This is a genomic window from Methylobrevis albus (genome assembly GCF_015904235.1).
GTDB lineage: Bacteria > Pseudomonadota > Alphaproteobacteria > Rhizobiales > Pleomorphomonadaceae > Methylobrevis_A > Methylobrevis_A albus.
Window position 1 is genome coordinate 84,814 of sequence record NZ_JADZLT010000049.1, and the last position, 23,754, is coordinate 108,567.

Annotated in this window: 19 protein-coding genes; 15 read left to right on the forward strand and 4 right to left on the reverse strand. The window is 70.6% G+C overall.

All coding sequences use genetic code 11. From position 1 onward, the window contains the following. Positions 1-97 precede the first annotated feature (97 nt). Positions 98-451, forward strand: a complete 354-nt coding sequence (locus I5731_RS07680) for a cupin domain-containing protein (RefSeq protein WP_197310779.1) — start codon at positions 98-100, stop codon at positions 449-451. 257 nt (positions 452-708) lie between these two features. Here I5731_RS07680 and I5731_RS07685 read toward each other — a convergent pair whose 3' ends face one another. Beyond that, on the reverse strand, positions 709-1,644 hold the full coding sequence (locus I5731_RS07685) for a GntR family transcriptional regulator (RefSeq protein WP_197310780.1): 936 nt from the start codon (positions 1,642-1,644) through the stop codon (positions 709-711). 220 nt (positions 1,645-1,864) lie between these two features. Here I5731_RS07685 and I5731_RS07690 point away from each other — a divergent pair, with 220 nt between their 5' ends. From I5731_RS07690 to I5731_RS07750, 13 genes are all read left to right on the forward strand, one after another. Next, positions 1,865-3,361, forward strand: coding sequence for a UxaA family hydrolase (locus I5731_RS07690; RefSeq protein WP_197310781.1), 1,497 nt, complete (start codon positions 1,865-1,867; stop codon positions 3,359-3,361). Positions 3,362-3,439: 78 nt separating this feature from the next. After that, entirely contained in the window at positions 3,440-4,426 is a 987-nt protein-coding gene (locus tag I5731_RS07695; RefSeq protein ID WP_197310782.1) for an aldo/keto reductase, read from the forward strand. A gap of 565 nt (positions 4,427-4,991) precedes the next feature. Continuing rightward, a complete protein-coding gene (locus I5731_RS07700) occupies positions 4,992-6,002 on the forward strand; it encodes an ABC transporter substrate-binding protein (protein ID WP_197310783.1) in 1,011 nt (336 codons plus the stop codon). A 340-nt stretch (positions 6,003-6,342) separates the two neighbouring features. Then, complete coding sequence (locus I5731_RS07705) at positions 6,343-7,872, forward strand: sugar ABC transporter ATP-binding protein (protein WP_197310784.1); 1,530 nt, start codon at positions 6,343-6,345, stop codon at positions 7,870-7,872. A gap of 85 nt (positions 7,873-7,957) precedes the next feature. After that, on the forward strand, positions 7,958-8,929 hold the full coding sequence (locus I5731_RS07710; protein WP_197310785.1) for an ABC transporter permease: 972 nt from the start codon (positions 7,958-7,960) through the stop codon (positions 8,927-8,929). A 68-nt stretch (positions 8,930-8,997) separates the two neighbouring features. Further along, the gene (locus tag I5731_RS07715) at positions 8,998-10,029 is read left to right on the forward strand and encodes a zinc-binding alcohol dehydrogenase family protein (protein WP_197310786.1); all 1,032 of its coding nucleotides are present in this window, start codon (positions 8,998-9,000) and stop codon (positions 10,027-10,029) included. After that, the gene (locus tag I5731_RS07720; RefSeq protein ID WP_407941832.1) at positions 10,029-10,856 is read left to right on the forward strand and encodes an amidohydrolase family protein; all 828 of its coding nucleotides are present in this window, start codon (positions 10,029-10,031) and stop codon (positions 10,854-10,856) included. The genes I5731_RS07715 and I5731_RS07720 overlap by 1 nt, the downstream gene beginning before the upstream one ends. A gap of 434 nt (positions 10,857-11,290) precedes the next feature. Then, positions 11,291-12,154, forward strand: coding sequence for an aromatic ring-hydroxylating oxygenase subunit alpha (locus I5731_RS07725; protein ID WP_197310787.1), 864 nt, complete (start codon positions 11,291-11,293; stop codon positions 12,152-12,154). Positions 12,155-12,194: 40 nt separating this feature from the next. Continuing rightward, a complete protein-coding gene (locus I5731_RS07730; RefSeq protein ID WP_197310788.1) occupies positions 12,195-13,958 on the forward strand; it encodes a Rieske 2Fe-2S domain-containing protein in 1,764 nt (587 codons plus the stop codon). Positions 13,959-14,224: 266 nt separating this feature from the next. Then, entirely contained in the window at positions 14,225-16,081 is a 1,857-nt protein-coding gene (locus tag I5731_RS07735) for an extracellular solute-binding protein (protein WP_197311160.1), read from the forward strand. A 764-nt stretch (positions 16,082-16,845) separates the two neighbouring features. After that, positions 16,846-17,394 carry a carboxymuconolactone decarboxylase family protein gene (locus I5731_RS07740; protein ID WP_197310789.1) on the forward strand — a complete coding sequence of 183 codons (549 nt, stop codon included), beginning with the start codon at positions 16,846-16,848 and terminating at the stop codon, positions 17,392-17,394. A gap of 105 nt (positions 17,395-17,499) precedes the next feature. Continuing rightward, positions 17,500-18,453, forward strand: a complete 954-nt coding sequence (locus I5731_RS07745; protein WP_197310790.1) for a cyclase family protein — start codon at positions 17,500-17,502, stop codon at positions 18,451-18,453. 106 nt (positions 18,454-18,559) lie between these two features. Further along, a complete protein-coding gene (locus I5731_RS07750; protein WP_197310791.1) occupies positions 18,560-19,291 on the forward strand; it encodes a hypothetical protein in 732 nt (243 codons plus the stop codon). 7 nt (positions 19,292-19,298) lie between these two features. Here I5731_RS07750 and I5731_RS07755 read toward each other — a convergent pair whose 3' ends face one another. The 3 genes from I5731_RS07755 to I5731_RS07765 are packed head-to-tail and all read right to left on the reverse strand — an operon-like array spanning position 19,299 to position 22,421. Then, a complete protein-coding gene (locus tag I5731_RS07755) occupies positions 19,299-20,360 on the reverse strand; it encodes an ABC transporter substrate-binding protein (protein WP_197310792.1) in 1,062 nt (353 codons plus the stop codon). Continuing rightward, positions 20,357-21,757, reverse strand: a complete 1,401-nt coding sequence (locus tag I5731_RS07760; protein WP_197310793.1) for a sensor histidine kinase N-terminal domain-containing protein — start codon at positions 21,755-21,757, stop codon at positions 20,357-20,359. Before I5731_RS07760 ends, I5731_RS07755 begins: the two co-directional genes overlap by 4 nt. Further along, entirely contained in the window at positions 21,750-22,421 is a 672-nt protein-coding gene (locus I5731_RS07765) for a response regulator transcription factor (RefSeq protein ID WP_197310794.1), read from the reverse strand. The genes I5731_RS07760 and I5731_RS07765 overlap by 8 nt, the downstream gene beginning before the upstream one ends. Positions 22,422-22,777: 356 nt before the next feature. Here I5731_RS07765 and I5731_RS07770 point away from each other — a divergent pair, with 356 nt between their 5' ends. Further along, positions 22,778-23,752 carry a Bug family tripartite tricarboxylate transporter substrate binding protein gene (locus tag I5731_RS07770; RefSeq protein ID WP_197310795.1) on the forward strand — a complete coding sequence of 325 codons (975 nt, stop codon included), beginning with the start codon at positions 22,778-22,780 and terminating at the stop codon, positions 23,750-23,752. The last annotated feature ends 2 nt before the right edge of the window (positions 23,753-23,754 follow it).

Here is a 23,754-nt window from a genome sequence, read left to right on the forward strand (position 1 = left end):
TCTTCTTGCCGCGCCGGCGACCGTCGTCGCCGGACCCGACCACCGGCGGCCGCACCATGCGCCGGTCGCCGGCCACCGTTCTCGAGGAGTCTTGCACATGAGCGAAACCATCACGGCCGGCAGCCCGAGCTTCCTCGCCTCGGCCGATGCCCCGATCGAGACGGTGGCGCCCGGCGTCACCCGGCAGATCCTCGTCCACGACGCCTCGATGATGATGGTGCGCGTCGTCTTCGAGGCGGGCGGCATCGGCACGCCGCACTTCCACCCGCACATCCAGTCGTCCTTCGTCGCCCGCGGCAGCTTCGACGTGACCATCTCCGGCGAAACCCGGCGCCTTGCCGCCGGCGACAGCTTCATCGTGCCGACCAACGCCGTGCACGGCGTCGTCGCCCTGGAAGACGCCGAACTGATCGACGTCTTCAGCCCGCGCCGGGATGAGTTCCTGGTGTGATCGGGGGGCGAGTGCCGCGCGCCGCGGCCGCCGACCCGGCGCGGATGATCCAGTGCGGCCCGATCCAGCGCCGGTGACCCCCGCGCCGTTCGACCCGATCCCGCCGACCCCGCGCCGCCCGGCCAGCCACTCCCCTCCATCGGCCATGTCCCCGGTCTGAACATCAAGTCCGGTGACGACGAAGGGGAAGGGCTCGGGTGATAGACGCGGCGGGGCTGACCGGCAAATTGCCCTGCCCGTCACTCATCCCCGTCCGCTCAACTCGCCGCCGGCGCCTCGGCCAGCTCTCCCGCCGCCGCCTCGGCGGGGCCCTCGGGGAGGATCGAGGCGAGCAGGGTTTCGCGGGCGGATTTCAGGTGGGCGCGGCAGCTCGCCTCGAGGCGGGCGGGGTCGGCCGAGCGCAGGGCGGCGATGTAGTCGAGGTGCTCCTCGACGGCGACGCGGTTGCGCAGCTGCTCGTTCGTCTTGTTCCAGTGGTAGTGGTAGTGGAAGATCATCGCGATCACGTCGTAGAAATCGACGACGAAGCGATTGCGCGAGGCCGAGTGGACGAGGCGGTGGAAGCGCTCGTCGAGCTCGGAGAACTCGTTCCAGCGGCGGCCGAAATCGGCGAGCAGGCGGCGGTGGTCGGCCTCGACGCGGTCGAGTTCGGCCCAGGCGGGATGCGCCGCCGGCAGGGCGAGGAAGGCGTGCGCCGAGCGCAACTCGAACATCTCGCGCACTTCGGTGAGCTCCAGCGCGAACTCGCGCGTGAAGCCCTTCAGCACCCAGTGGCTGTTCGGCCGCTTCTCGATCAGGCCGAAGCGGCTGAAGCGGATCAGGAATTCGCGCACCGCCGAGGTGCCGACGCCGATGTCGCGGGCGAGTTCCAGCTCGTTGATCTGCATGCCGGCGCGGCGGTCGCCGGCGAGGATCCGGCGCATGAAGTTGCGCTCGATGATCTCGGACAGCGATTCCGTCTCGCCGTCGGGAAAATAGTCGGCCGGCTCCGGCCGGCGCAGCAGCTGCTTGCGGCGCTTGTCCCACTCGATGACGCCGACCTCGGCGAGCCGCTTCAGCACCGCGCGCACGGTGGTGCGGCTGATCGCGAGGCGGGTGGCGAGTTCCGGCTCGGAGGGCAGCGCATCCATGGTCTCGAACAGGCGCAGGCAGCGGTTGTAGGCTTCCTTGAAGACGTTGTTCTGCTTGGGCATTGCCTGCCTTCTCTCCGGACCGCCGGGCCGGCTGCCGCTGCTGGCGCGATCATGCACGCCGGCGCGGCGCCGTAAAGCACGCCGCGCTCTGGTGCGCCATGGCCGCAGGTCCAACTGTTTTTTATCGAGAATAACTATTGACAGCAAGGGGAGGCTCGCCGATAGCATCGGCGTCGAAACGGCGCACCCTCGCGCGCGCCGGAACCGGAGTGTCGTTCGCGTGACCGATTTCGTGGTGCTGCTGCCGTCCGACAACGTCGCCGTGGCGACCCACGCACTGCCCGCGGGCTTTGCGATCGGCGACGGCGTCGCCACCACCGCCGCCATCGACGGCGGCCACAAGATCGCCCGCGCGGCGATCGGCGCCGGCGAGGCCGTGGTGAAATACGGCCAGGCGATCGGCCGCGCGACGCGCGACATCGCCGCCGGCGAGCACGTGCACTCCCACAATCTCGTCTTCGAGGACAGCCGCCTCGCGGTGACGGCCGGCGGCGACGCCGTGGTCGCGACCGCGGCCGACAAGGCGCGCACCTTCATGGGCTATCGCCGCGCCGACGGCCGCGCCGGCACGCGCAACTTCATCGGCGTGATCGCCAGCGTCAACTGCTCGACCACGGTCTGCCGGGCGATCGCCGAGGCGGCGAACCGGGAGATCCTGCCCGCCTATCCCGAGATCGACGGTTTCGTACCGATCGTGCACGACCAGGGCTGCGGCATGAGCAGCAGCGGCGAGGGCATGCGCGTCCTGCACCGGACGCTCGCCGGCTACGCCCGCCACCCGAACTTCGGCGGCCTCCTGATGGTCGGCCTCGGCTGCGAGGTCAACCAGCTCACCCTCTACGGCCAGAAGGGCGATCCCTCCGCCCGGCGGCATTTCAACATCCAGGATGCCGGCGGCTCGCGCAAAGCGGTGGAGCGGGCGATGGAGACGCTGCGCGAGGTCGCGGCCGAAGCGGCGAAAGCCGTGCGCGAGCCGATCCCGGTCTCCGAGCTCGTCATCGGCCTGCAGTGCGGCGGCTCCGACGGCATGTCGGGCATCACCGCCAACCCGGCGCTCGGCGCAGCCGTCGACATCCTCGCCGCGGCGGGCGGCACCGCGATCCTCTCCGAGACCTCCGAGGTGTTCGGCGCCGAGCACCTCTTGATGGCGCGGGCCGAGCCGGAGGTCGCCGAAAAGCTCGGCGGGCTGATCGAATGGTGGAAGGCCTATGCCGCCATGCACGGCGCTTCGCTCGACAACAATCCCTCGCCCGGCAACAAGCGCGGCGGCCTCACCACGATCCTCGAAAAGTCGCTCGGCGCCGTCGCCAAGGGCGGCCAGACCAGGCTCACCGAAGTCTATCGCTACGCCGAGCAGGTCAAGGCGAAGGGGCTCGTCTTCATGGATACGCCCGGCTACGACCCGGTGTCGGCCACCGGGCAGGTGGCGGGCGGCGCGAATCTCATCGCCTTCACCACGGGGCGCGGCTCCTGCTTCGGCTGCCGTCCGGCGCCGTCCCTGAAGCTCTCCAGCAATTCGGCGCTGTATCGCTCGATGCCCGACGACATGGACATCGACTGCGGCGTCGTCGTCGAGGAGGGGCGGCCGATCGCCGAGATGGGGCGCGAGATCTTCGAGATCTTCATTGCCACCGCCTCCGGCCAGAAGACGAAGAGCGAGGAATTCGGCTACGGCGACAACGAGTTCGTCCCCTGGCACCTCGGCGCGACGCTCTGAGGCGACGCGCGACCGGGCAGAACGGACCGCGACCGGACGTCAGATCCGGCGCGGGGGGAAACGACGGGAGGACGGGCGATGCGTACGCGGCAGATCGGGCGGACGGACCTCGAGGTGACCGAGATCGGCTGCGGCGGCGCGCCGATCGGCGGGCTGTTCCGCGCGGTGTCGCGCGAGGCGGCGCTGGCGACGCTGGAGGTCGCCTGGACCGCCGGGCACCGCTATTTCGATACGGCGCCGTTCTACGGCTTCGGGCTGTCGGAACGGTTCATCGGCGATTTCCTGCGCGACAAGCCCGAGGGCTCGTGGGTGCTCTCGACCAAGGTCGGCCGGCTGCTCCGGCCGGTGCCGCGGTCCGAGGTGCCCGACCACGGCTATGTCGAGCCGCTGCCCTTCACCGTCGACTTCGACTATTCCTATGACGGCATCATGCGCTCGGTCGAGGCGAGCTTCGCCCGGCTCGGGCTCAACCGCATCGACATCCTCTATGTGCACGACATCGGCGTCTTCACGCACGGGGCGGAGGCGACCGTCGGCCATCTGCGGCAGCTGTTCGGCGGCGGCCTCAAGGCGCTGGACGAGCTGAAGTCGGCCGGCGTGATCCGCGCCTACGGGCTCGGCGTCAACGAGGTCGAGGTGTCGGTCGAGGTGCTGTCGCGCAGCCCGCTCGACTGCATCCTGCTCGCCGGCCGCTACACCCTCCTCGACCGCTCGGCGGTGGCAACCCTGATCCCGCTCTGCGAGACACGCGGCTGCTCGCTGGTGATCGGCGGCGTGTTCAATTCCGGCATCCTCGCCACCGGCCCGGTGGAAAACGCCTATTTCAACTACGCCCCGGCCCCGGACGACGTGAAACGCAAGGTCGCGGGACTGGCATCGGTCGCCGCCGAACACGGCATTGCGCTTCCCGCCGCGGCGCTGCAGTTCCCGCTGCGCCATCCGGTGGTGGCGAGCGTGCTGATCGGCGCGGCCGATCCGGCGCTACTCGAGCTCAACATGGACCTCGCGCAGCGCCCCGTGCCGGAGGCGGCCTGGGCCGCCTTCGACGCCCATACGATCGGCTGACGCCGCATTGGCGGGCGCCGTAACCGCCATTTGGAACGTTCATTTCGAAGTGCAGCGCGCCGACATGGGATGTTTCGGGCGAACCGGTCGCAATCGACAGCCTCGCAGGTGGCTGATGTCGTGACTAATGCGACCGCGATGGAAGCTGTGATGTTGCGGAAGGCGCCGGACATGGCACGCCTCGCCAATGGCGCCGGCGACGCATCATGACGCGCGGATATGGAACAAACATTCCATATTGACGACAGAAGAAACACATGCTTCATTCCTGTCGAGCGATGGCCGCTGCCCCGGGGTCCGTGCGCCGCGTCGGTCCACCGACGTGGCGAGCATCATGGGGATCCGGCCGCACGCTCGCTTGCCGAGGGGAGAAACGCTCATGCCACGGCCGCAGGCACCGCTTGCAAGGGAAGAGGCCTTGAGCTACCGTCACGGCAAGATGTCTTTTATCCATAAACAAGACATCCACTAAACGACTGGCAAACGGTCGAGCGGGATCGGATGGCGCCGCCGAATCCCGCGCCCTCGAGGCTCAACAAAAGGCGCCGTCATGGGAAGAACGCCAATGTCCATTTCCAATCGCGAAGCGACCTTCGCCACCGTCACGCGGCGCGTCCTGCTCGGCGCCGCCGCCGCCACCGTCCTCGTCGCCGGCCTCGGCTTCACCGGCCCGGCGCTGGCCCAGCAGCCGACGATCCCGATCATCGTCAAGGACACCACCTCGTTCTACTGGCAGATCGTGCTCGCCGGCGCCCGCGCCGCAGGCCGCGACCTCGGCGTCAACGTGCCCGAGCTCGGCGCCCAGTCCGAAGCCGACATCAACGGCCAGATCTCGATCCTCGAGAACGCCGTCTCCGGCGCCCCGGCCGCGGTGGTGATCTCGCCGACCGAGTTCCAGGCGCTCGGCCGGCCGATCGACGAGGCGGCGAAGTCCGTCAAGATCATCGGCATCGACTCCGCCGCGGATTCGCAGTCGTTCACCTCGTTCCTCACCACCGACAACGTGCAGGGTGGCCGCGTCGCCGCCGACGGTCTCGCCGCGGCGATCACCGAGAAGTACGGCGCCGCCGAGGGTGAAGTCGCCCTGATCACCGCGCTGCCGGGCGTCGGCTCGCTCGACCAGCGCGCCCAGGGCTTCAAGGAGCAGCTCGCCGCGAAGTATCCCGGCCTCAAGCTGATCTCCGACAAGGTCGCCGACGGCCAGGCCACCACCGGCCTCAACATCACGACCGACCTGCTCACCGCCAACCCGAACCTGCGCGGCATCTTCGCCTCGAACCTGATCATGGCGCAGGGCGCGGGCCAGGCGATCGCCGAGAACAAGGTCGCCGACACCGTGAAGCTGATCGGCTTCGACAGCGACGACAAGCTGGTGAAGTTCCTCAGCGACGGCGTCATCGCCGGCCTCGTGGTGCAGGACCCGTTCCGCATGGGCTACGACGGCATCAAGACGGCGCTCGCCGCCTCGAAGGGCGAGACGGTCGAGACCTTCGTCGACACCGGCGCCAACCTCGTCACCAAGGCGAACATGGGCGACGAAAAGATCGCCGCCCTGCTCAACCCGAAGCTCGACTGATCGGGACCCTCGGGATCGCCCCGGCCGCGCCGGGGCGACTTTCCGGAGGATCGCGGGCGAACGCTTGCGGTGCATTGCCCGCCGTTGCCCAGCCTTGCGAGGCGTCTGAACCGAACGCGCCATCGTCCTCCTCCGCCGGAGGTCCGCACGGGCCGGACCGGCGGACGATGGCGCCCCCGCGGCCACTCCCGGGCGCGGTCCCGGTCCGCATCCCGCGATGCGGGCCGGGGTCGCGGCGGGGTCCGGCCGCGGCCGGGCGCGCGTATCGTTCATCGCTGCATCGCGCAGTCTGACTGCCCCCCGTGCCGCCGACGGCACGCAGCGCCGGCGAGGATCCGCCATGATCGGAATTGTCAGCAGAGCCGACACCCACGTCGCCGAAACGCGGGCGGCCGGGCCGATCCTCGAGCTCGTCGGGCTCGAGAAGCGCTACGTCGGCACCCACGCCCTGAAACCCGCGACGCTCGCCTTCGAGGCGGGCGAGATCCACGCCATCGTCGGCGAGAACGGCGCGGGCAAGTCGACCCTGATCAAGCTGCTCACCGGCGTCATCCCGCGCACCAGCGGCGAGATCGTCTGGCAGGGCAAGCCGACCGACCTCTCGACGCCGCACGAGGCGATCGCGCTCGGCATCAACGCCGTGCACCAGGAGGTCGTGCTGTGCCGCCACCTGACGGTGGCCGCCAACATGTTCCTCGGCGAGGAAAAGCGCCGCTTCGGCCTGCTGCAGCACCGCGCCATGGTGCGCGAGGCGCAGGTGATCCTCGACGACCTCGGCTTCGAGATCCCGGCGCACGTGCCGCTCGGCAGCCTCACCATCGGCCAGCAGCAGCTCGTCGCCACCGCGCGCGCCGCGACGCGCGGCACCCGCTTCCTGATCTTCGACGAGCCGACCGCCTACCTCACCCGGCGCGAGGCGGCGCAGCTGTTCGCGCTGATCCGCCGCCTCGAGGCGGAGGGCGTCACCATCGTCTACATCAGCCACCGCATGGAGGAGGTGTTCGAGCTCGCCGCGCGCGTCTCGATCCTGCGCGACGGCACCCTCGTCGGCACGCGGCGGATTTCCGAGACCAACGAGGCCGAGCTGATCGGGCTGATGATCAACCGCTCGCTCGAACAGATCTACCACAAGGACAGCTTCACCCCCGGCGCGACGATCCTCGAGGCGCGCCACCTGTCGGGCAAGGGCTTCGAGGACGTCTCGATGACGGTGCGGGCCGGCGAGATCGTCGGTCTCTACGGCCTGATCGGCGCCGGCCGCTCCGAATTCGTCACCACGCTGTTCGGCCGCGAGGCGCCGAGCGAGGGCCAGATCCTCTGGGAGGGCCAGCCCGTCAACATCCGCAGCCCGCGCGACGCCATCGACCTCGGCATCGCGCTGGCGCCCGAGAGCCGGCGCGACCAGGGGCTGTGCCTCAACCTGCCGGTCGGGCTGAACCTCAACCTCGCCATCTACGACCGGCTGGCGCGCACCGGGCTCGTCTCGCGCAGCGAGGAGGCGAGCGCCGCCGAGCGCCAGATCGCCGATCTCCGGATCAAGACCGCCGGCCGGCACGCGCTCGCCTCCAGCCTGTCGGGCGGCAACCAGCAGAAGATCGTCATCGGCAAGTGGCTGAGCCACGGCGCCCGGCTGTTCATCTTCGACGAGCCGACGGTGGGCGTCGACGTCGGCACCAAGGCGGAGATCTACCGGCTGTTCTCGGCGCTGCTCAGCAACGGCGCCGGCATCATCCTGATCTCGTCCTACCTGCCGGAGGTCTACGAACTCGCCGACCGGCTGCACGTCTTCCGCCGCGGCAAGCTGGTGGCGAGCCACGACTATCGCAGCGCCAGCCACGAGGAAATCCTCGGCGAGGCGATCGGAATCTAGCGGCGGCGCGCGCCGCCGGTCTTACGGCGACGGCCGCCAGCGGCCGCATCCGGTGCCGTTCAGCGGTGCCGACGGGGGAAACGAGATGAGCGAAAGCGAAGAAATCAAGAAGGCCGCCCTGTCGCGAGGCCGGTTCAACATGCTGTTCGGGCTCACCCTGCTCGGCCTGCTGCTGCTGCTCTGGGTCGCGCTCGGCTTTGCCACCACCAGCTTCTGGAGCGCGAACAACATCTCGAACCTGCTGCGCCAGGGCGCGATGATCGCGATCCTCGCCATCGGCCAGACCTTCGTGATCATCACCGGGGGCATCGACCTCTCGGTCGGCGCGATCACCGGCTTCACCAGCGTCATCGTCGCCCTGCTGCTGCAGAGCGGCCTGCCGATCTGGGCGGCGGTGATCCTGACGCTGATGCTCGGGGCGGGCATCGGCATCTTCCACGCCTTCGGCATCGTGCAGCTCGGCCTGCCGCCGTTCATCATCACGCTGGCGACGCTGACCTCGCTGCGCGGCATCGGCCTCTTGATCACCAACGGCGCCACGATCTCGATCACCAACGACACCTTCACCGAGTTCTCGCGCAACGATTTCCTCGGGATCCCGAACCTGTTCTGGATGGTGATCGTGGTCGGATTGCCGGCCTGGGTGCTGCTGCATCACAGCCGCTTCGGCCGCTATCTCTACGCGGTCGGCTCGAACGCCGAGGCGGCGCGCCTGTCGGGCATCAATGTGAAGGGCATCATCTACCTCGCCTACACGATCTCGGCGGTCTGCGCGTCCTTCGTCGGCCTCTTGCTCGCCGCGCGTATCGGCATCGGCAACGCGACGCAGGCCGAAGGGTGGGAACTGCAGGCGATCGCCTCGTCGGTGATCGGCGGCACCAGCCTGTTCGGCGCGGTCGGCTCGGTGCACGGGCCGCTGCTCGGCGCGTTCATTCTCGCGACGATCAACAACGGCGCGAACCTTATGAACGTCAATTCGTTCTGGCAGAGGATCATCACCGGCGTGCTGATCATCGTGATCGTCTATTTCGACCAGCTCCGCCGCCGCGGCCGCTGAGGCCAGACCGCCCGCGGCCGGCCGGACCACGCCGGCCGCCGCCCGCCAGAAGAAGTGAGCCAACTCCCATGAAGGTGCTCGTCTGCGACGCCCCCGGCGCGCTGCGCCTCGCCGAGGCGCCCGACCCCGCGCCGCCAGCGGCCGGCCACGCCGTGGTCCGCGTCGAGCGGGCCGGGATCTGCGGCACCGACTACCACATCTACGAGGGCAAGCATCCGTTCCTGCAATACCCCCGCGTGATGGGCCACGAGCTCTCCGGCACCGTCGCGGTGGCCGGCGAGGGGGTGGACCTCGCGGTCGGCACGCGGGTGGTGGTCAATCCCTACATCGCCTGCGGCCGCTGCATCGCCTGCCGCTCGGGCAAGCCCAACTGCTGCGTCGCGATCTCGGTGCTCGGCGTCCACGGCGACGGCGGCTTTGCCGAGCTGATCACCGTGCCCGCCGGCAACCTCTACGACGCCGGGCCGCTGCCCGCGCGCGACGCGGCAATGGTCGAGTTCCTCGCCATCGGCGCCCACGCCGTGCGCCGGGCGAACGCCGCCGAGCTCGGCCGCGGCAGCCGGGCGCTGGTCGTCGGCGCCGGCCCGATCGGCCTCGGCACGGCGATCTTCGCCCGCATCGCCGGCTACCGGGTAGCGCTGCTCGATGCCGACGCGGAACGCCTCGCCTTCGCCCGCGAAAACCTCGGCTTCGACGGCACCCTGCTCGCCGGGCCGGAGGTCGGCGACGCGGTCGCGGAGCTCACCGGCGGCGAGGGCTTTCCGCTCGTCTTCGACGCGACCGGCAACACGGGCTCGATCGAGGCGGCGTTCGCCCACGTGGCGCACGGTGGCGCGCTGGTGCTCGTCAGCGTGGTGCGCGACCGGATTTCCTTCGCCGACCCCGAGTTTCACAAGCGCGAGATGATGCTGATCGGCAGCCGCAACGCCACCCGCGCCGACTTCGACCATGTAATGGATGCGATCGCCGGCGGCCTGGTGCCGCTCGATGCGCTCGCCACCCACGCGACCACGCTGGAGGGCGCCGCGGCCGACCTGCCGCGCTGGGCGCACGAGAAGAGCGGGCTGATCAAGGCGATCATCACAGTGGCGGACGCCTGATGCGCATCGACGCCCATCAGCACTACTGGGCGATCGCCCGCGGCGACTATGGCTGGATGGGGCCGGCGGTGGCGCCGATCGTGCGCGATTTCGGCCCCGCCGATCTCGCGCCCCACCTCGCCGCCGGCGGCATCGCGGCGACCGTGCTGGTGCAGGCCGCCGACACGGTGGCCGAGACCGAGTACATGCTGTCGCTCGCCGACGCCGAGCCGTCGATCGCCGCCGTGGTCGGCTGGGTCGACCTCGAGGCCGCCGACGCCACGGAAACGCTCGCCCGCCTCGCCCGGCACCCCAAGCTGCGCGGCATCCGGCCGATGCTGCAGGACATCGCCGACACCTTCTGGGTCCTGCGTCCGGCGGTGCTGGAGACGCTGGCCCTGCTCCAGGGTCTCGGGCTTTCCTTCGACGCGCTGATCCAGCCGCGCCACCTGCCGGTGATTGCCGCCCTCGCCGACCGGCTGCCGGGGCTCGCCATCGTCGTCGACCACGGCGCGAAACCGTTCATCGCCAAGGGCGAGCTCGAACCCTGGGCCGCCGACATCGCCGCGCTCGCCCGGCGCGCGCACGTCTGCTGCAAGCTCTCCGGCCTCGTCACCGAGGCGGGCGACGACTGGAGCGCCCCGCGGCTCGCGTCCTACGTCGCGACGCTGCTCGCAGCCTTCGGCCCGGACCGGCTGATGTTCGGCAGCGACTGGCCAGTGGTCAACCTCGCCGGCGGCTACGACGCCTGGCTGGCGACGGCGGAGGCGCTGACGGCGGGGCTTTCGGAGACGGAGAGGGCGGCGGTGTTCGGCGGGACGGCGGCGCGGTTTTATCGCATCGGGTGAGGACGGGGTGCGCGTTCTGCGGGGGCGGAGCCATTATGGTGTGATCCGTCGTCGTCCGGGTCCGCGGACGAGCACGACGGATCTTGCAGGCGGGCGCACAGCCGCGCCGCCAGGCTGACAACCCCTCCATCGTCATTGCCGGGCTTGACCCGGCAACCCAACGGCGCCGCCGGCCTTTACCGCTATCAACGAGGAACCGCGGGACTATCCGCCCAGCGCGTCTCATGCCGCACGGCCATTGGGTCGCCGGGTCAAGCCCGGCGATGACGACCGAGAGGCTGGGAAGTTGCGGCCGCAGTGCCTTCACGGCTCTACCGGACAAGCCCTTTGGCGCTTCGATCCGCACACGATGGCCCGATCGAACCCTTCCGATCCCCTTGCGTCGTCCCCCGCCTTCCCCGCATCATCCCGCAACGCAACAGGAGAGACCCGGCATGGCGGTGCGGCGGGCGAGGGATCGGGTGGCGCTCGACCTCTGGCAGGTGATTGGGGCGGTGGAGGACGTGCCGGCGACGGGTGCGGCGACCACCGTGCTGATGGAGGAGACGCTCGCGGTGTCCCGCGGCCCGGCCGGGATCGCGGTCCACCTCCCCGAAACCGGCGAGGCACTGCCGGTGCTCCTGCGCTACGGCTATGTCTGGACCTCGCTCGGCACGCCGCCGGCCGAGCTGTTCCCGCTGCCCGAATGGGCCGAGCCCGACCGGCGCAATCTCAACGCAGGCACCGTCGGCGTGCACGTCTCGGCGCCGCGGGCGATCGAGAACTTCCTCGACATGGCGCATTTTCCCTATGTCCACACCGGCATTCTCGGCGCCGAGCCGCACACCGAGGTCGAGGACTACGACGTCGAGGTGTCGGACAGCCGCGACGAGGTGCTGGCGACGCGCTGCCGCTTCTGGCAGCCGATGGCGGCGACGACGGCGACCGGGGCGATCATGGCCGACTACGTCTACCGCGTGCCGCACCCCTATTGCGCCGTGCTCTACAAGACCTGCCCGGCCGAGCCGCACCGCCGCGACGTGATCGGCATCCTGCTGCAGCCGGTGAGCGAGGAGCGCGTGCGCGCCCACCTGATGCTGTCGCTGATCGACCACGACAACCCGGACACCGTGCTGCGCCGCTTCCAGCAGACGATCTTCGGCCAGGACAAGCCGATCCTCGAGAACCAGGTGCCGAAGAAATTGCCGCTCGACCCGCGCGCCGAGACGCCGATCCGCGCCGACAAGTCGGCCGTCGCCTATCGCCGCTGGCTGCGCCAGAAGGGCCTCACCTACGGCACCATCCCGGCCGCCGCCTGATGCCGCCCCGCCCCGACCGTCTTGCCGTTTCAGGACCGACATGAGCGAAGCAATCCCCGGCGCCGGCTGGCACCCGATCGCCTCCGGCAGCGACCTCGCCTACCGCCACGTCTTCCACGGCGCGCTGGCGGGGCGCGAGGTCGCCGTCTGGCGCGCCGACGACGACCACGTCAACGTCTGGGAAAACCGCTGCCTGCACCGCGGGGTGAAACTCTCGATCGGCGTCAACGAAGGCTTCGAGCTGAAGTGCCAGTATCACGGCTGGCGCTATGCCAACCGCACCTCGGCCTGCACCTATATCCCCGCCCATCCCGCCGACGCGCCGGCGCGCACCATCGCCAACCGCACCTTCCCGGCCGCCGAGCGCTACGGCCTCGTCTGGTCCGGCGAGGCGGCGACCGGCGTGCCGGAGATTCCGGGCCTTGCCGACGCCGACGCCTTCCCGCTGCGCCCGCTTCCCGTCGATGCACCAGCGGCGTTCGTCGCCGAGCGGCTGGCAGCAGCCGCGGAGGCGATCGGGACGGGCCGCGCGGCGCGGCGGATCGGCGACCTCGCGCTCGCATTCACGGCGGGCGTGCCCGGCAGCGACGACCCGGTCGCGATCACCGTCCTCGTGCAGCCGCTCGCCGCCGGCCGCGCGGTGATCCGGGCGCTGCGGCACGGCCGGCCGACCGCGGACGCCGAACTCGAGGTGCTGCGGCACTGGAACGGCGTGCTGACGGCGCTGCGGGACGCGATCGAGGCGGCCGCCGCAACGCTCGCCCCCGCCGCGCCCGACGCGGCGCCGATCGAGCCGCTGCCGGCGGAACTGGCCGACCTGCCGCCCGCGGCCGCCTTCGGCCGGCGGCCGGCGCTCACGATGCGCATAGCGGAGAAGCAGCCGGCCGGCGATGGCGTGGCGCTGTTCCGGCTCGAACCGCGGGACGGCGTGCTGCCCGGCTTCCAGCCCGGCGCCCACATCGACGTGCACCTGCCGAACGGCCTCGTCCGGCAATATTCGCTGCTGAACGGTCCGGCGGAGACGACGGCCTACCTGATCGCGGTGAAGCGCGAGCCGCAATCGCGCGGCGGCTCGGCGGCGCTGCACGAGACCCTGCGCGTCGGCGACCTCGTCGCCTTGTCGGAGCCGCGCAACAATTTCCCGCTGCGCCGCGACGCCGGCGCGACGCTGTTCCTCGCCGGCGGCATCGGGGTGACGCCGCTGATTGCCATGGCGAAGACGCTGGCGCTCGGCGGCCGGCCGTTCGCCTTCCACGCCTTCGCCCGCGACGCCGCCCGGCTGCCGCTCGGCGCCGAGCTCGGCCGGCTCGGATCGGCGTTCCGGCCGCAGCTCGGGCTCGATGCGGAGGCGCGCAGTGCGGCGATTTCCGGGCTGCTCGCCGGCGGATCGGTGGGGGGCACCGGCGGCCGGCATCTCTACGTCTGCGGCCCGGCCGGCTTCATCGAGCTGGTACGCGCGCAGGCCGCCGCCGCCGGCTGGGCCGAGGCGGCGGTGCATTTCGAATATTTCGCCAACGCCCGCCCGCTCGATCGCTCGCAAGGGTTCGAGCTCGCCCTGTCGCGCTCCTGCCTGACACTGGCGGTGGCGCCGGGCGAGACCATCGTGGAAGCGGTGCGCGCGGCCGGCGTCGACATCGCCACCTCCTGCGAACAGGGCGCCTGCGGCACCTGCCTTGCCACCGTGCTGGACGGCGCGCCCGACCATCAGGACGTCTACCTGACCCCGTCGGAGAAGGCGGCGGGGCGCAGCATCGTCACTTGCGTGTCGCGAGCCCGCTCGGCGCGGCTGGTGCTCGATCTCTGACCGCTGGCCCCCCGCGATGAATTCTTCGTCATGCCGCCGCCGTGGACCCTGATTTCCCGCGGTCTCCGCCATAATCTCATCGTGATGACGGTGGAGCTTGGCTCCGGCAGGGCCGTGGTGCCCTCGGCCGGGTTTGCATCCCGCCCGCGAAGATGAAACGCTCGAGGCTCCGACCCTTCGTGGCCGGACCTTGCAACTGGGGAGGCGTGCTGGTGGCTGTTTCGGGTCTTCGTCGCTTGATCGTGTTCGGGCCGGCGCTCGCGCTGATGGTCTCGAGCCTTGCGAACGCGCAGGAAGCGCCGGCGCCGGCGGAGGCGGCCCCGACCGCTGCCGAGGGCGAATGGCGCCACGCCTCGTCGCTCGTCGGTACGCCGAAGTATCCGGCCGACTTTCCGCATTTCGACTACGTGAACCCCGACGCGCCGAAGGGTGGCGTCGTGCGGCTCTCGGTCAACGGCGGCTTCGATTCGATGAACATCATCCTGCCGCGGGGCGATGCGGCGGCGGGGCTCGGCAACATCTACGAGACGCTGATGACCAGCGCCATGGACGAGATCTCGACCGAATACGGCCTGCTCGCCGAAAGCCTCAAGGTGCCGGACGACATCTCCTCCGTCACCTACCGGCTGCGCGCCGAGGCACGCTGGCACGACGGCGAGCCGGTCACGCCCGAGGACGTCGTCTGGTCGTTCGAGAAGCTGAAGGAGCTGAGCCCGAGCCAGCGCTTCTACTACCAGCACGTCGTCGCCGCCGAGATCACCGGCGAGCGCGAGGTCACCTTCCGCTTCGACGAGACCGGCAACCGCGAGCTGCCGCAGATCGTCGGCCAGCTCCTCGTGCTGCCGAAGCACTGGTGGGAGGGGATGGGCCCGAACGGCGCGACGCGCAACATCGCCGAGACCACGCTGGAGGCCCCGCTCGGCTCCGGCCCCTACCGGATCGACCGCATCGTGCCCGGCCGCACCGTGGCGCTGAAGCGGGTTCCGGACCACTGGGGCAAGGACCTGCCGGTCTACGTCGGCACCAACAACTTCGACGAGATCCGCTACGAGTATTTCCGCGACGGCACCGTCGAGCTCGAGGCCTTCAAGGCCGACCAGTACGACTGGCGCATCGAGTCGACGGCGAAGGACTGGGCGACCGCCTACGACTTCCCCGCCGTGCGCGACGGCCGGGTGATCAAGGCCGAGTTCGAGGAGCCCTACCGCTCGTCCGGCCTGATGGTCGGCTTCGTGCCCAACGTGCGGCGCGAGCTGTTCCAGGACATCCGCGTGCGCGAGGCGCTGAACCTCGCACTCAACTTCGAGGAAATGAACCGCACCACCTTCTTCGGCGCCTATGAGCGGATCAGCAGCTATTTCTTCGGCCTGCCGTTCGCGTCGAAGGGCCTGCCGCAAGGCAAGGAACTCGAAATCCTCGAGAGCGTCCGGGATCAGGTGCCCGAGAGCGTGTTCACCGCCGAGTACAAGAACCCGGTCGTCGCCAACCCGACCGATCACCGCGCCAACCTGCGCGCGGCGCTGCAACTGCTCACCGACGCGGGCTTTGCGCTGCAGGGCGGCAAGCTGATCAACACCAAGACCAGCCGCCCGGTGAGCTTCGAGTTCCTGCTCAACGGCCCGGCCTTCGAGCGCGTCGCCACCCGCTATCAGGCCGACCTCAAGCTGATCGGCATCGACCTCAGGATCCGCGTCGTCGAGAGCTCGCAATACGTCAACCGCCTGCGCGCCCGCGACTTCGACGTGATCTACACCGGCTGGCCCGAAAGCTACTCGCCGGGCAACGAGCAGCTCGACTTCTTCGGCTCCGAGGCCGCCGACCGCGAGGCCTCGCGCAACTGGGGCGGCATCAAGGATCCGGCGGTCGACGCGCTGATCCGCCGCGTCATCCAGGCGCCCGACCGCGAGACGCTGGAAGCCGCCGTCGCCGCGCTCGACCGGGTGCTGCTCGCGAACCACTACGTCGTGCCCGGCTGGACCCTGCGCAAGGCGCGCGTCGCCTACTGGGATCGCTTCGGCCGCCCGGACGCCCTGCCCGAATACAACATCGGCTTCCCCGAGATCTGGTGGGCGAAGACCGACGGCAAGGCCAAGGAGCCCCCGCCCCCGCCGCCGGTGGAGTGAGGGAGAGGGCGCCTCGCGCACGGGGGCGTTCCTCGCCGGGGCCGATACGGCGTCGATCACCGGGCAGGCGGTGGATTGGGATGGCAGGTCGACCCTGTCGTGCAGGGGCGTCCGGGCTGTGCGGCCAGTCCCCCCCTCCCTGACCCTCCCCCTCGAGGGGGGAGGGGATTGTTGGCTTTGCGCAAATGAACTCCGACTTCGCAGCGGCACTCCCGACTCTCTGACTACCCGTCCCCTCCCCCCTCGAGGGGGAGGGTCAGGGAGGGGGGGACCATCCGCGGATCCCCGCGCTCTCGGCGACGCCCCCCCCCCCGAACGCCCGATGCATCGCCTGTGAGCGGGGGACGGGCGCCGAACGAGGGTGATGGATCGCCCGCTGTGGCTCCGGACGGCGCCGGTCGGTCGGGATCAACCTCTTGCGGTCCCGCCTTGCAAACGGAGACGGCCGGTGCGCCCGGCCTCGTCCTTCGAGACGGGCCTGACGGCCCTCCTCAGGATGAGGCCTCCTCAATTTCCGTTTTTATTGCAAGCCTTTATCCTTTTCCCTCATCCTGAGGAAGCCGCGTAGCGGCTGTCTCGAAGGGCGAGGGAAAAGCCGGGGCGTGGCGATCCAGCGCCCTCTCCCCCACCGTTCAGCCCACGCGATTTTCCCCATCCCCCGTTGACAGCACCGCCCGGCTCGGCAAATTATCAACCGATAAACAAATCGCCTCGCATCGCGGGAGCGAGTGCCGCCGATGCGCGGCCGATCGGAGGAAAGCCGCATGACCCGTCCGCCCGTCCTCGATGAGGCTGCGCTTAACCCCGAGCAGAAGCGCGTGCACGACGAGATCCTGTCGGGGCCGCGCGGCATCGTCGAAGGGCCGCTCCGGGTCTGGCTGATGAGCCCGAAGCTCGCCGACCGGGCGCAGGCGCTGGGCGCCTTCTGCCGCTATGACACCAAGCTGCCGCCGCGGCTGTCGGAACTCGCGATCCTCGTCACCGGCGCCTTCTGGAAGGCCGGTTTCGAATGGGCGGTGCATTGCCCGATCGCGCTGAAAGCCGGTGTCGATCCGGCCGTCGCCGAGGCGATCCGCACCGGCGCCGAGCCGGTGTTCACGGCCGAGGACGACGCGGTGGTCTATGCCTTCGCGCGCGAACTGCACACGACGCGCCAGGTGACGAATGCCACCTACGACCGCGCCATCGCGGCGCTGGGGCTCGAGACGACGGTCGAGCTCGTCGGGGTGCTCGGCTACTACACGCTGATCTCGATGACGATCAACGCGTTCCACGTGCCGCTGCCCGAGGGCGCGCCGGATCCCTTCGCCTGATCCGGGCCGCATCGCCCCGCTCAAGCCGCTTCGCCTGAACCAGACGACAATCCGGGCCGGCCGCACGGCGGTCAGAAGCCCGGGCCGCAACGGGAGGACAGTTCCATGGACATCAAGGTCGGCACGGACGCGATCGCCGAGGCCTCGCGCAAGCTCTCCAACTGGGGCCGCTGGGGCGAGGACGATCACAGCGGCACGCTCAACTTCGTCGAGCCGCAGCATATCGTCGAGGCGGCGAAGCTGATCCGCAAGGGCAAGGCCTTCGCGCTCGGCATTCCGCTCGATTCGAAAGGCCCGCAGAACGGCCTGTTCGGCGGCCGCTTCAACCCGATCCACCAGATGCTGGCGACCGGCACCGACGCCGTCGCCGGCAATCAGGACTGGAACGGCCTGCGCTACGCCGACGACACGCTGAACCTCTGCGTCCAGGGCGCGACGCACTGGGATGCGCTCGGCCACATCTTCTACGAGGACAAGGCCTACAACGGCCACGACGCCCGGCTGATCGATTCGCGCGGCCTCGGCGTGCTCGGCATCGAGCACTCGCGCGACAAGATGAACGGCCGCGGCGTGCTGCTCGACATCGCCCGCTTCAAGGGCGTCGACTATCTCGAAGACGGCTACGGCATCTCCAACGCCGAACTCGACGCCTGCGCCGCGGCGCAAGGGGTGGAGATCCGCCGCGCCGACTTCGTCATCGTGCGCACCGGCCAGATGGAACAGCGCCTGAAGACCGGCGACTGGGGCGGCTATGCCGGCGGCGATGCGCCGGGCGTCAAGTTCGAGAACTGCTACTGGTGCCACGAGAAGGAGATCGCCGCGATCTGCTCCGACACCTGGGGCGTCGAGGTGCGGCCGAACGAGACCGGCGAGGCGAACCAGCCGTGGCACTGGGTGGTGATCCCGGCGATGGGCCTCTGCATGGGCGAGATCTTCTACCTGAAGGAACTCGCCGAGGACTGCGCCGCCGACGGCATCTACGAGTTCTTCTTCTGCGGCCCGCCGCTGGTGATCACGGGCGGCACCGGCTCGCCGATTAACCCGCAGGCGATCAAGTAAGCCGGCAGCCGGCGGCGCGCCGGCATGCTATCGAACGGGAGCGGACCGGCCGGCAACCCCGCCGGTCTGCTCCCGATCTGCTGAAGATCCTGCGGAAAGGACTGCGATGCGGACCGTCGTCCCGTTCCCGATCCTGATCCCCTACGGCGTCGAGCGCTGGTCGCCGGACGCGGTGCGGATCGTGCGCTTCGGCGACGGCCGCGCCGAGCTCGATGCAGCCGTGCCGCTCGCCGTCGCCCCGCCCGGCCCCGGCGGCCTCATCCGGCTCAACGCCTGCGGCGCCGACCTGCCGCCGCTCGCCCCGGGCGACCCGGCCGGCCTCGCGCAACGCCTCGAAGGCGCGCTCGCCCGGATGACCGGGGCGTGGAACGCGCAAGGGGTGCGCTTCGTCGCGGGCTGGTTCGCGGCGCTGAACCGCGCGGTCGCGGAGGCAAGGCCGGACCTCGCCGCGCGGCTGGCGCCGTTCGAAGGGCTCTATGCGCCGGAGGATTTCATCTTTTCAGGCCCGGCGCCGCTGCCGCGCGCCTTTCTCTATGCCCCGGACAGCGGTGGCGGCGCGCCGGAAGCGGACTTCGTGCAGGTCGATTTCGCCGCCTGGCTCGGCGGCCGGCCGCTGGCGCTGCTCGCCGCGCAGTCGGCGCTGACTCCCGGCGCCGCCCGGCGACGCAGGGATCGGCTCGGCGCTGCCGGCATCGAGATCGTCAGCTACACCGCCGCCGACATCGCCGACCCGGAGGGGCGGTTCTTTGCAGGGCTGCTCGCCCGGCTCGACGTGCCGTTCCACGTCTCCGAAACGCTGCCGGCGGCGCCCGGCGGGCCGACGCTGCCGCTGTTCTGAGCCTCTTTCATTCGGCCGGCGACTTGCCGGTGACCTGCGACCAGAGGTCGACAAAGCGTTGCCGGCGCAGCGGGTCGGTCATGGCGAGCAGCGCGGCGTTGAGCGGGATCGGCCGGATCGGGCCGCGTGCCGCGGCGCGGATCGTGGTCTGGCCGAGCCCGTCGGTGATCGCGGGATCGATCGCCGACAGCATCGACTCGTGCGCGAAAACCCGCTGGGCCGCCTCCGAGAGCAGGAAGTCGATGAACAGCTCCGCCGCGGCGACGTTCGGCGCGTCCTTCATGATGAAGGCGACGCGCGCGATCACGAACATGAAGTCTTCCGGATAGACGATCTCGATCGGCGCGCCGGCGGCCTTGCGCGCATGGGCATAGGAGCCGAGCACGTTGTAGCCGACGGCGGCCTTGCCCGAGGCGACCAGTTCGACCACCTCGCCGGCGCAGCACGCCGTCATCAGCCCGCCCTCGGCGACGCGGGCGACGAAGGGCCAGAAGTCGCTCATCGCGCTCTGGTCGAAGCTCGCCATCAGATAGCCGATACCGCTCTGGCGGATGTCGTAGGTGGCGACGCGGCCGCGGAACGCCGGGTCGCCGGAGATGAGCGCGGCGAGGCGCTCGCGGGTGCGCGGCACGTCGTCCCCGTCGATCTCGGCCGGATTGACCACGAACACCAGCGGCTCGAAGGTGAAGCCGAAGGCCTCGTCGCGCCAGATCGCCCAGTCCGGCAGGCGCCGCGTCGCCTCCGAAACGTGCGGCCGCGAGAAGCCGTCGTTGACGAGGCGGATCTGCAGGTCGGTCGCCGAGCTGATCACGACGTCGGGCGGCGGCAGCAGCGTGCCGTCGAGCACCTCCTCGTAGAGGCCGACCGTCTCGCGCTCGTGGTAGATCACCCGCATCTCGGGGTAGAGCGCCTCGAAGGCCTTCAGCACCGGCGCCATCGCGTCGATGTCGGTCGAGCCGGCGACGACGAGCTGCTCGGCCGCGGCCGCCGGCCGCGGGAGCGCCGGTCCGGCGGCGAGCAGGGCGAGGGCGGCGAGCGCGGCGCGGAAAGCTCTGGTCGGCCGGCTCATGCGGTCGCCTCGATCGGTTCGGCGCCGAACACGATGCGGGCGGCGAGGCCGCCGCCGGCGCGGTCGGCGAGCACCACCCTGGCGCCGTGCGCTTCGGCGACCCGCGCGACGATGGCGAGCCCGAGCCCCAGCCCGCTGCCGCCGAGGCCGCCGCGCTCGAAACGGCCGAAGATGCGCGCCTTGTCGGCGTCGGGCACGCCCGGACCGCGGTCGGCGACCTCGATCACCGGCCGGCCGGCATCGTCGCGGGCGAGCGCCACGTCGACCGGGCCGTCGGCCGGGCCGTAGGCGACCGCGTTGTCGATCAGGTTGCGCACCGCCTCGCGCAGCGCCACCGGCTCGCCGTCGACGACGAGCCCCTCGGCGCCCTCGGCAATCTCGAGCCGGATCGAGGTCACGGTCTGGTAGGCGAGCACGTCGTTGATCGTCCCGGCGAGCAGCTGGTCGAGGCGGACTGGCTCGGTACGGCCGAGCTGCAGCCGGTTGGCGATGCTGGCGTCGGCGAGCAGCTGGTTGGTGATCCGCGCCGTCGCCACCGCGTTGCGGTGGATGCGGCGGACCTGGTCGGCGAGGGCGGCGGGATCGGTCTCGGTGGCGGCGATCTCGGCCATGGAACGGAGGCTCGCGAGCGGCGTGCGGATCTGGTGCGCGGCTTCCGCGAGGAAGGCGCGGTTGCGGCCGAGCGTCGTCGCGAGGCGCTCGACGAAATGGTTGAGCGTCACCACCAGCGGCGCGATCTCCACCGGCACGGAGGCCATCCGCACCGGCCCGAGGTCGGCCGGCTCGCGCAGTGTCAGGTCACGGTCGAGGGCTGCGACCGGCTTCAGTGCCTGGCGGATCGAGAACGGGATCATCACCACGGCGGCGACCGCCACCAGCACCAGCGGCACCATGGCATAGGCGCGGATCTCGGCCGCGAGCGCCCGGCGCGAGTCCAGCGTCTCGGCCATCACCACCGTGACCCAGCGCGGCGCGCCGGCGACCGTGATCAGGCGGCGGGCGGCGGCGATGCGCACGGGAAACGAGCGGAAGGCGTCATTGGCGAAGGTGACGTCGCGGCCGCGCGGGAAGCTGAGCGCGGGGGTGAAATCCGGATAGCCCGTGATGGTGCGGTCGCGGTCGTCGTGCAGGCGGTAGAAGATCCGGTCCTGCTTCTCGATCGCCAGCATCGAGAAGGCGGCGAGCGGGATGTCGGCGCTGATCTCGCCGTCGACGATCTGCACCGCGTCGGCGACCGACAGGGCGGCGGCGAGCAGCAGCCGGTCGTAGGCCTCGTCGGAGGCGCGCTCGGAGAAGGCGAAGATGATCGTCGCCATCACGCCGAGGAACACCGCCACCGACAGCCCGCCCCAGACGGCGAGGCGGCGGGCGATCGAATAGGAGCCCGCCTCAGCCACGCCGGATCTCGGCGACGTAGCCGAGGCCGCGGATGGTGCGGATCTCGAAGCTCGCGCCCTCCAGCTTGCGGCGCAGCCGCGAGACGTAGAGCTCGACGGCGTTGATGCCGACGTCGTCGTCGAGGCTGAACAGGTGGTCGAGGATCTGCTCCTTGGAGAGCACCCGGCCGCGGCCGACGATGAAATATTCGAGCAGCCGGTACTCGCGGCCGCCGAGCTCGACCGCCGCGCCGTCGATGCTGACGCGGCGGGCGGCGGCGTCGAAGGTGAGGTTGCCGAGGGTGAGACGGCTGGTGCCGAGGCCGTGGCGGCGGCGGAACAGCGCCTGCAGCCGGGCGTCGAGCTCGCGCAGATCAAAGGGCTTGACGAGGTAGTCGTCGGCGCCGAGGCCGAGGTGGTGCACCTTGTCCTCGACGTCGCCGCGGGCGGTCATGATCAGTACGGGCACGCTGTCGCCGCGCCGGCGCAGGCGTTCGAGCAGCACGGTGCCCTCAAGGCCGGGCAGGTTGAGATCGAGCAGCACGGCGTCGAACTCGGCGGTGGCGAGGTGATGGGCGCCGTCGTTGCCGTCGCGGGCGCGCTCGACCACGTGGCCCTGCCGGGTCATGTGGCGCTCGACCGCGAGCCCGAGATCCTCCGCATCCTCGACCAGCAGTATGCGCATCGCGTCCCGCCGCGTTGGCCGCGGCTTCCCTTCGGCGCCGACTGTGGCAGCAAGCGCCGCCCGGCCGCAAGGGGAGGCGACAGGTTGGTGACAGATTGGTGGGCCATCGTCCGCGCGTTCGAACGGCCTCGCGCCGCCGCGGATCTAAATCGATCCGAGTGGCGCCGAAGGCCGCAGACCGATCCGCCGCCGCGGCGCGCGGCCGGGTGACGGGGCCGGGCCAGGCGATGGCGCCGACCGCGCGCCGGGCCTCGCCGGGGCGGCCGGCAAGCACGACGGCGCCGCCGTCCGGGGGAGGAGCCCCGGGCGGCACGCGCGCCGGAAACGACGTGGACATCCACGTGGGAGGAACGACAATGCATTTCGATCGACGCCACTTTCTCGCCCTGACGGCCGGCCTCGCCGCGCTGCCGCTCACCGCCCGCCTCGCGGCGGCCGAGGAGATGTTCGCGCAGTTCCGCTTCTTCGTGCCGGCGAACCCGGGCGGTGGCTGGGACCAGACCGCGCGCACGATGGAGCAGGTGCTGCGCCAGACCGGCCTGATCGGCACCGCGCAGGTCACCAACGTCGGCGGCGCCGGCGGCATCGTCGGCCTGCCGCAGTTCATCAACCAGTGGAAGGGCCAGGGCGACGGCCTGATGATCGGCGGCCTCGTCATGGTCGGCGCGATCATCGCCAACAAGGCGCCCGTCAACCTGTCGATGACCACCCCGATCGCCCGCCTCACCGGCGAGGCCGAAGTGATCGTGGTGCCGAAGGAGAGCCCGTTCCAGACGCTGGCCGACCTGATCGCGGCGCTGAAGGCCGACACGGCTGCCGTCTCGTGGGCCGGCGGCTCGGCCGGCGGCACCGACCACATCACCGCGGGCCTCGTCGCCCAGGCGGCCGGCGCCGATCCGACCAAGGTCGCCTATGTCGCCTATTCCGGCGGCGGCGAGGCGCAGGCGGCGATCCTCGGCAACCAGGTGTCGTGCGGCATCTCCGGCTGGGGCGAGTTCTCCGAGCAGGTCGCGGCCGGCAACATGCGGGCGCTCGGCATCTCGTCGGGGACGCGCGTCGCCGGCATCGACGTGCCGACCTTCAAGGAGCAGGGCGTCGACGTCGAGTTCTTCAACTGGCGCGGCGTGTTCGCGCCGCCGGAGATCTCGGCCGACGACGAGGCGAAGCTCGTCGCGCTGCTCGACGCGATGGTCGCGTCCGATGCCTGGAAGGCCGAGTGCGAGAAGCGCGGCTGGACGCAGATCTACCTGAAGGGCGACGAGTTCGCGGCCTCGCTCGAGAGCGAGATCGCGCGCACCGAAGCGATCCTGAAGACCCTCGGCCTCGCCTGAGC

What these genes read in the sequence shown, in the direction of transcription:
- I5731_RS07680 (WP_197310779.1), top strand. Translation starts at nt 98, where the DNA reads ATGAGCGAAACCATCACGGCCGGCAGCCCGAGCTTCCTCGCCTCGGCC.
- I5731_RS07685 (WP_197310780.1), bottom strand. Translation starts at nt 1,644, where the DNA reads ATGCCCAAGCAGAACAACGTCTTCAAGGAAGCCTACAACCGCTGCCTG.
- I5731_RS07695 (WP_197310782.1), top strand. Translation starts at nt 3,440, where the DNA reads ATGCGTACGCGGCAGATCGGGCGGACGGACCTCGAGGTGACCGAGATC.
- I5731_RS07700 (WP_197310783.1), top strand. Translation starts at nt 4,992, where the DNA reads ATGTCCATTTCCAATCGCGAAGCGACCTTCGCCACCGTCACGCGGCGC.
- I5731_RS07705 (WP_197310784.1), top strand. Translation starts at nt 6,343, where the DNA reads ATGATCGGAATTGTCAGCAGAGCCGACACCCACGTCGCCGAAACGCGG.
- I5731_RS07710 (WP_197310785.1), top strand. Translation starts at nt 7,958, where the DNA reads ATGAGCGAAAGCGAAGAAATCAAGAAGGCCGCCCTGTCGCGAGGCCGG.
- I5731_RS07715 (WP_197310786.1), top strand. Translation starts at nt 8,998, where the DNA reads ATGAAGGTGCTCGTCTGCGACGCCCCCGGCGCGCTGCGCCTCGCCGAG.
- I5731_RS07720 (WP_407941832.1), top strand. Translation starts at nt 10,029, where the DNA reads ATGCGCATCGACGCCCATCAGCACTACTGGGCGATCGCCCGCGGCGAC.
- I5731_RS07725 (WP_197310787.1), top strand. Translation starts at nt 11,291, where the DNA reads ATGGCGGTGCGGCGGGCGAGGGATCGGGTGGCGCTCGACCTCTGGCAG.
- I5731_RS07730 (WP_197310788.1), top strand. Translation starts at nt 12,195, where the DNA reads ATGAGCGAAGCAATCCCCGGCGCCGGCTGGCACCCGATCGCCTCCGGC.
- I5731_RS07735 (WP_197311160.1), top strand. Translation starts at nt 14,225, where the DNA reads ATGGTCTCGAGCCTTGCGAACGCGCAGGAAGCGCCGGCGCCGGCGGAG.
- I5731_RS07740 (WP_197310789.1), top strand. Translation starts at nt 16,846, where the DNA reads ATGACCCGTCCGCCCGTCCTCGATGAGGCTGCGCTTAACCCCGAGCAG.
- I5731_RS07745 (WP_197310790.1), top strand. Translation starts at nt 17,500, where the DNA reads ATGGACATCAAGGTCGGCACGGACGCGATCGCCGAGGCCTCGCGCAAG.
- I5731_RS07750 (WP_197310791.1), top strand. Translation starts at nt 18,560, where the DNA reads ATGCGGACCGTCGTCCCGTTCCCGATCCTGATCCCCTACGGCGTCGAG.
- I5731_RS07755 (WP_197310792.1), bottom strand. Translation starts at nt 20,360, where the DNA reads ATGAGCCGGCCGACCAGAGCTTTCCGCGCCGCGCTCGCCGCCCTCGCC.
- I5731_RS07765 (WP_197310794.1), bottom strand. Translation starts at nt 22,421, where the DNA reads ATGCGCATACTGCTGGTCGAGGATGCGGAGGATCTCGGGCTCGCGGTC.
- I5731_RS07770 (WP_197310795.1), top strand. Translation starts at nt 22,778, where the DNA reads ATGCATTTCGATCGACGCCACTTTCTCGCCCTGACGGCCGGCCTCGCC.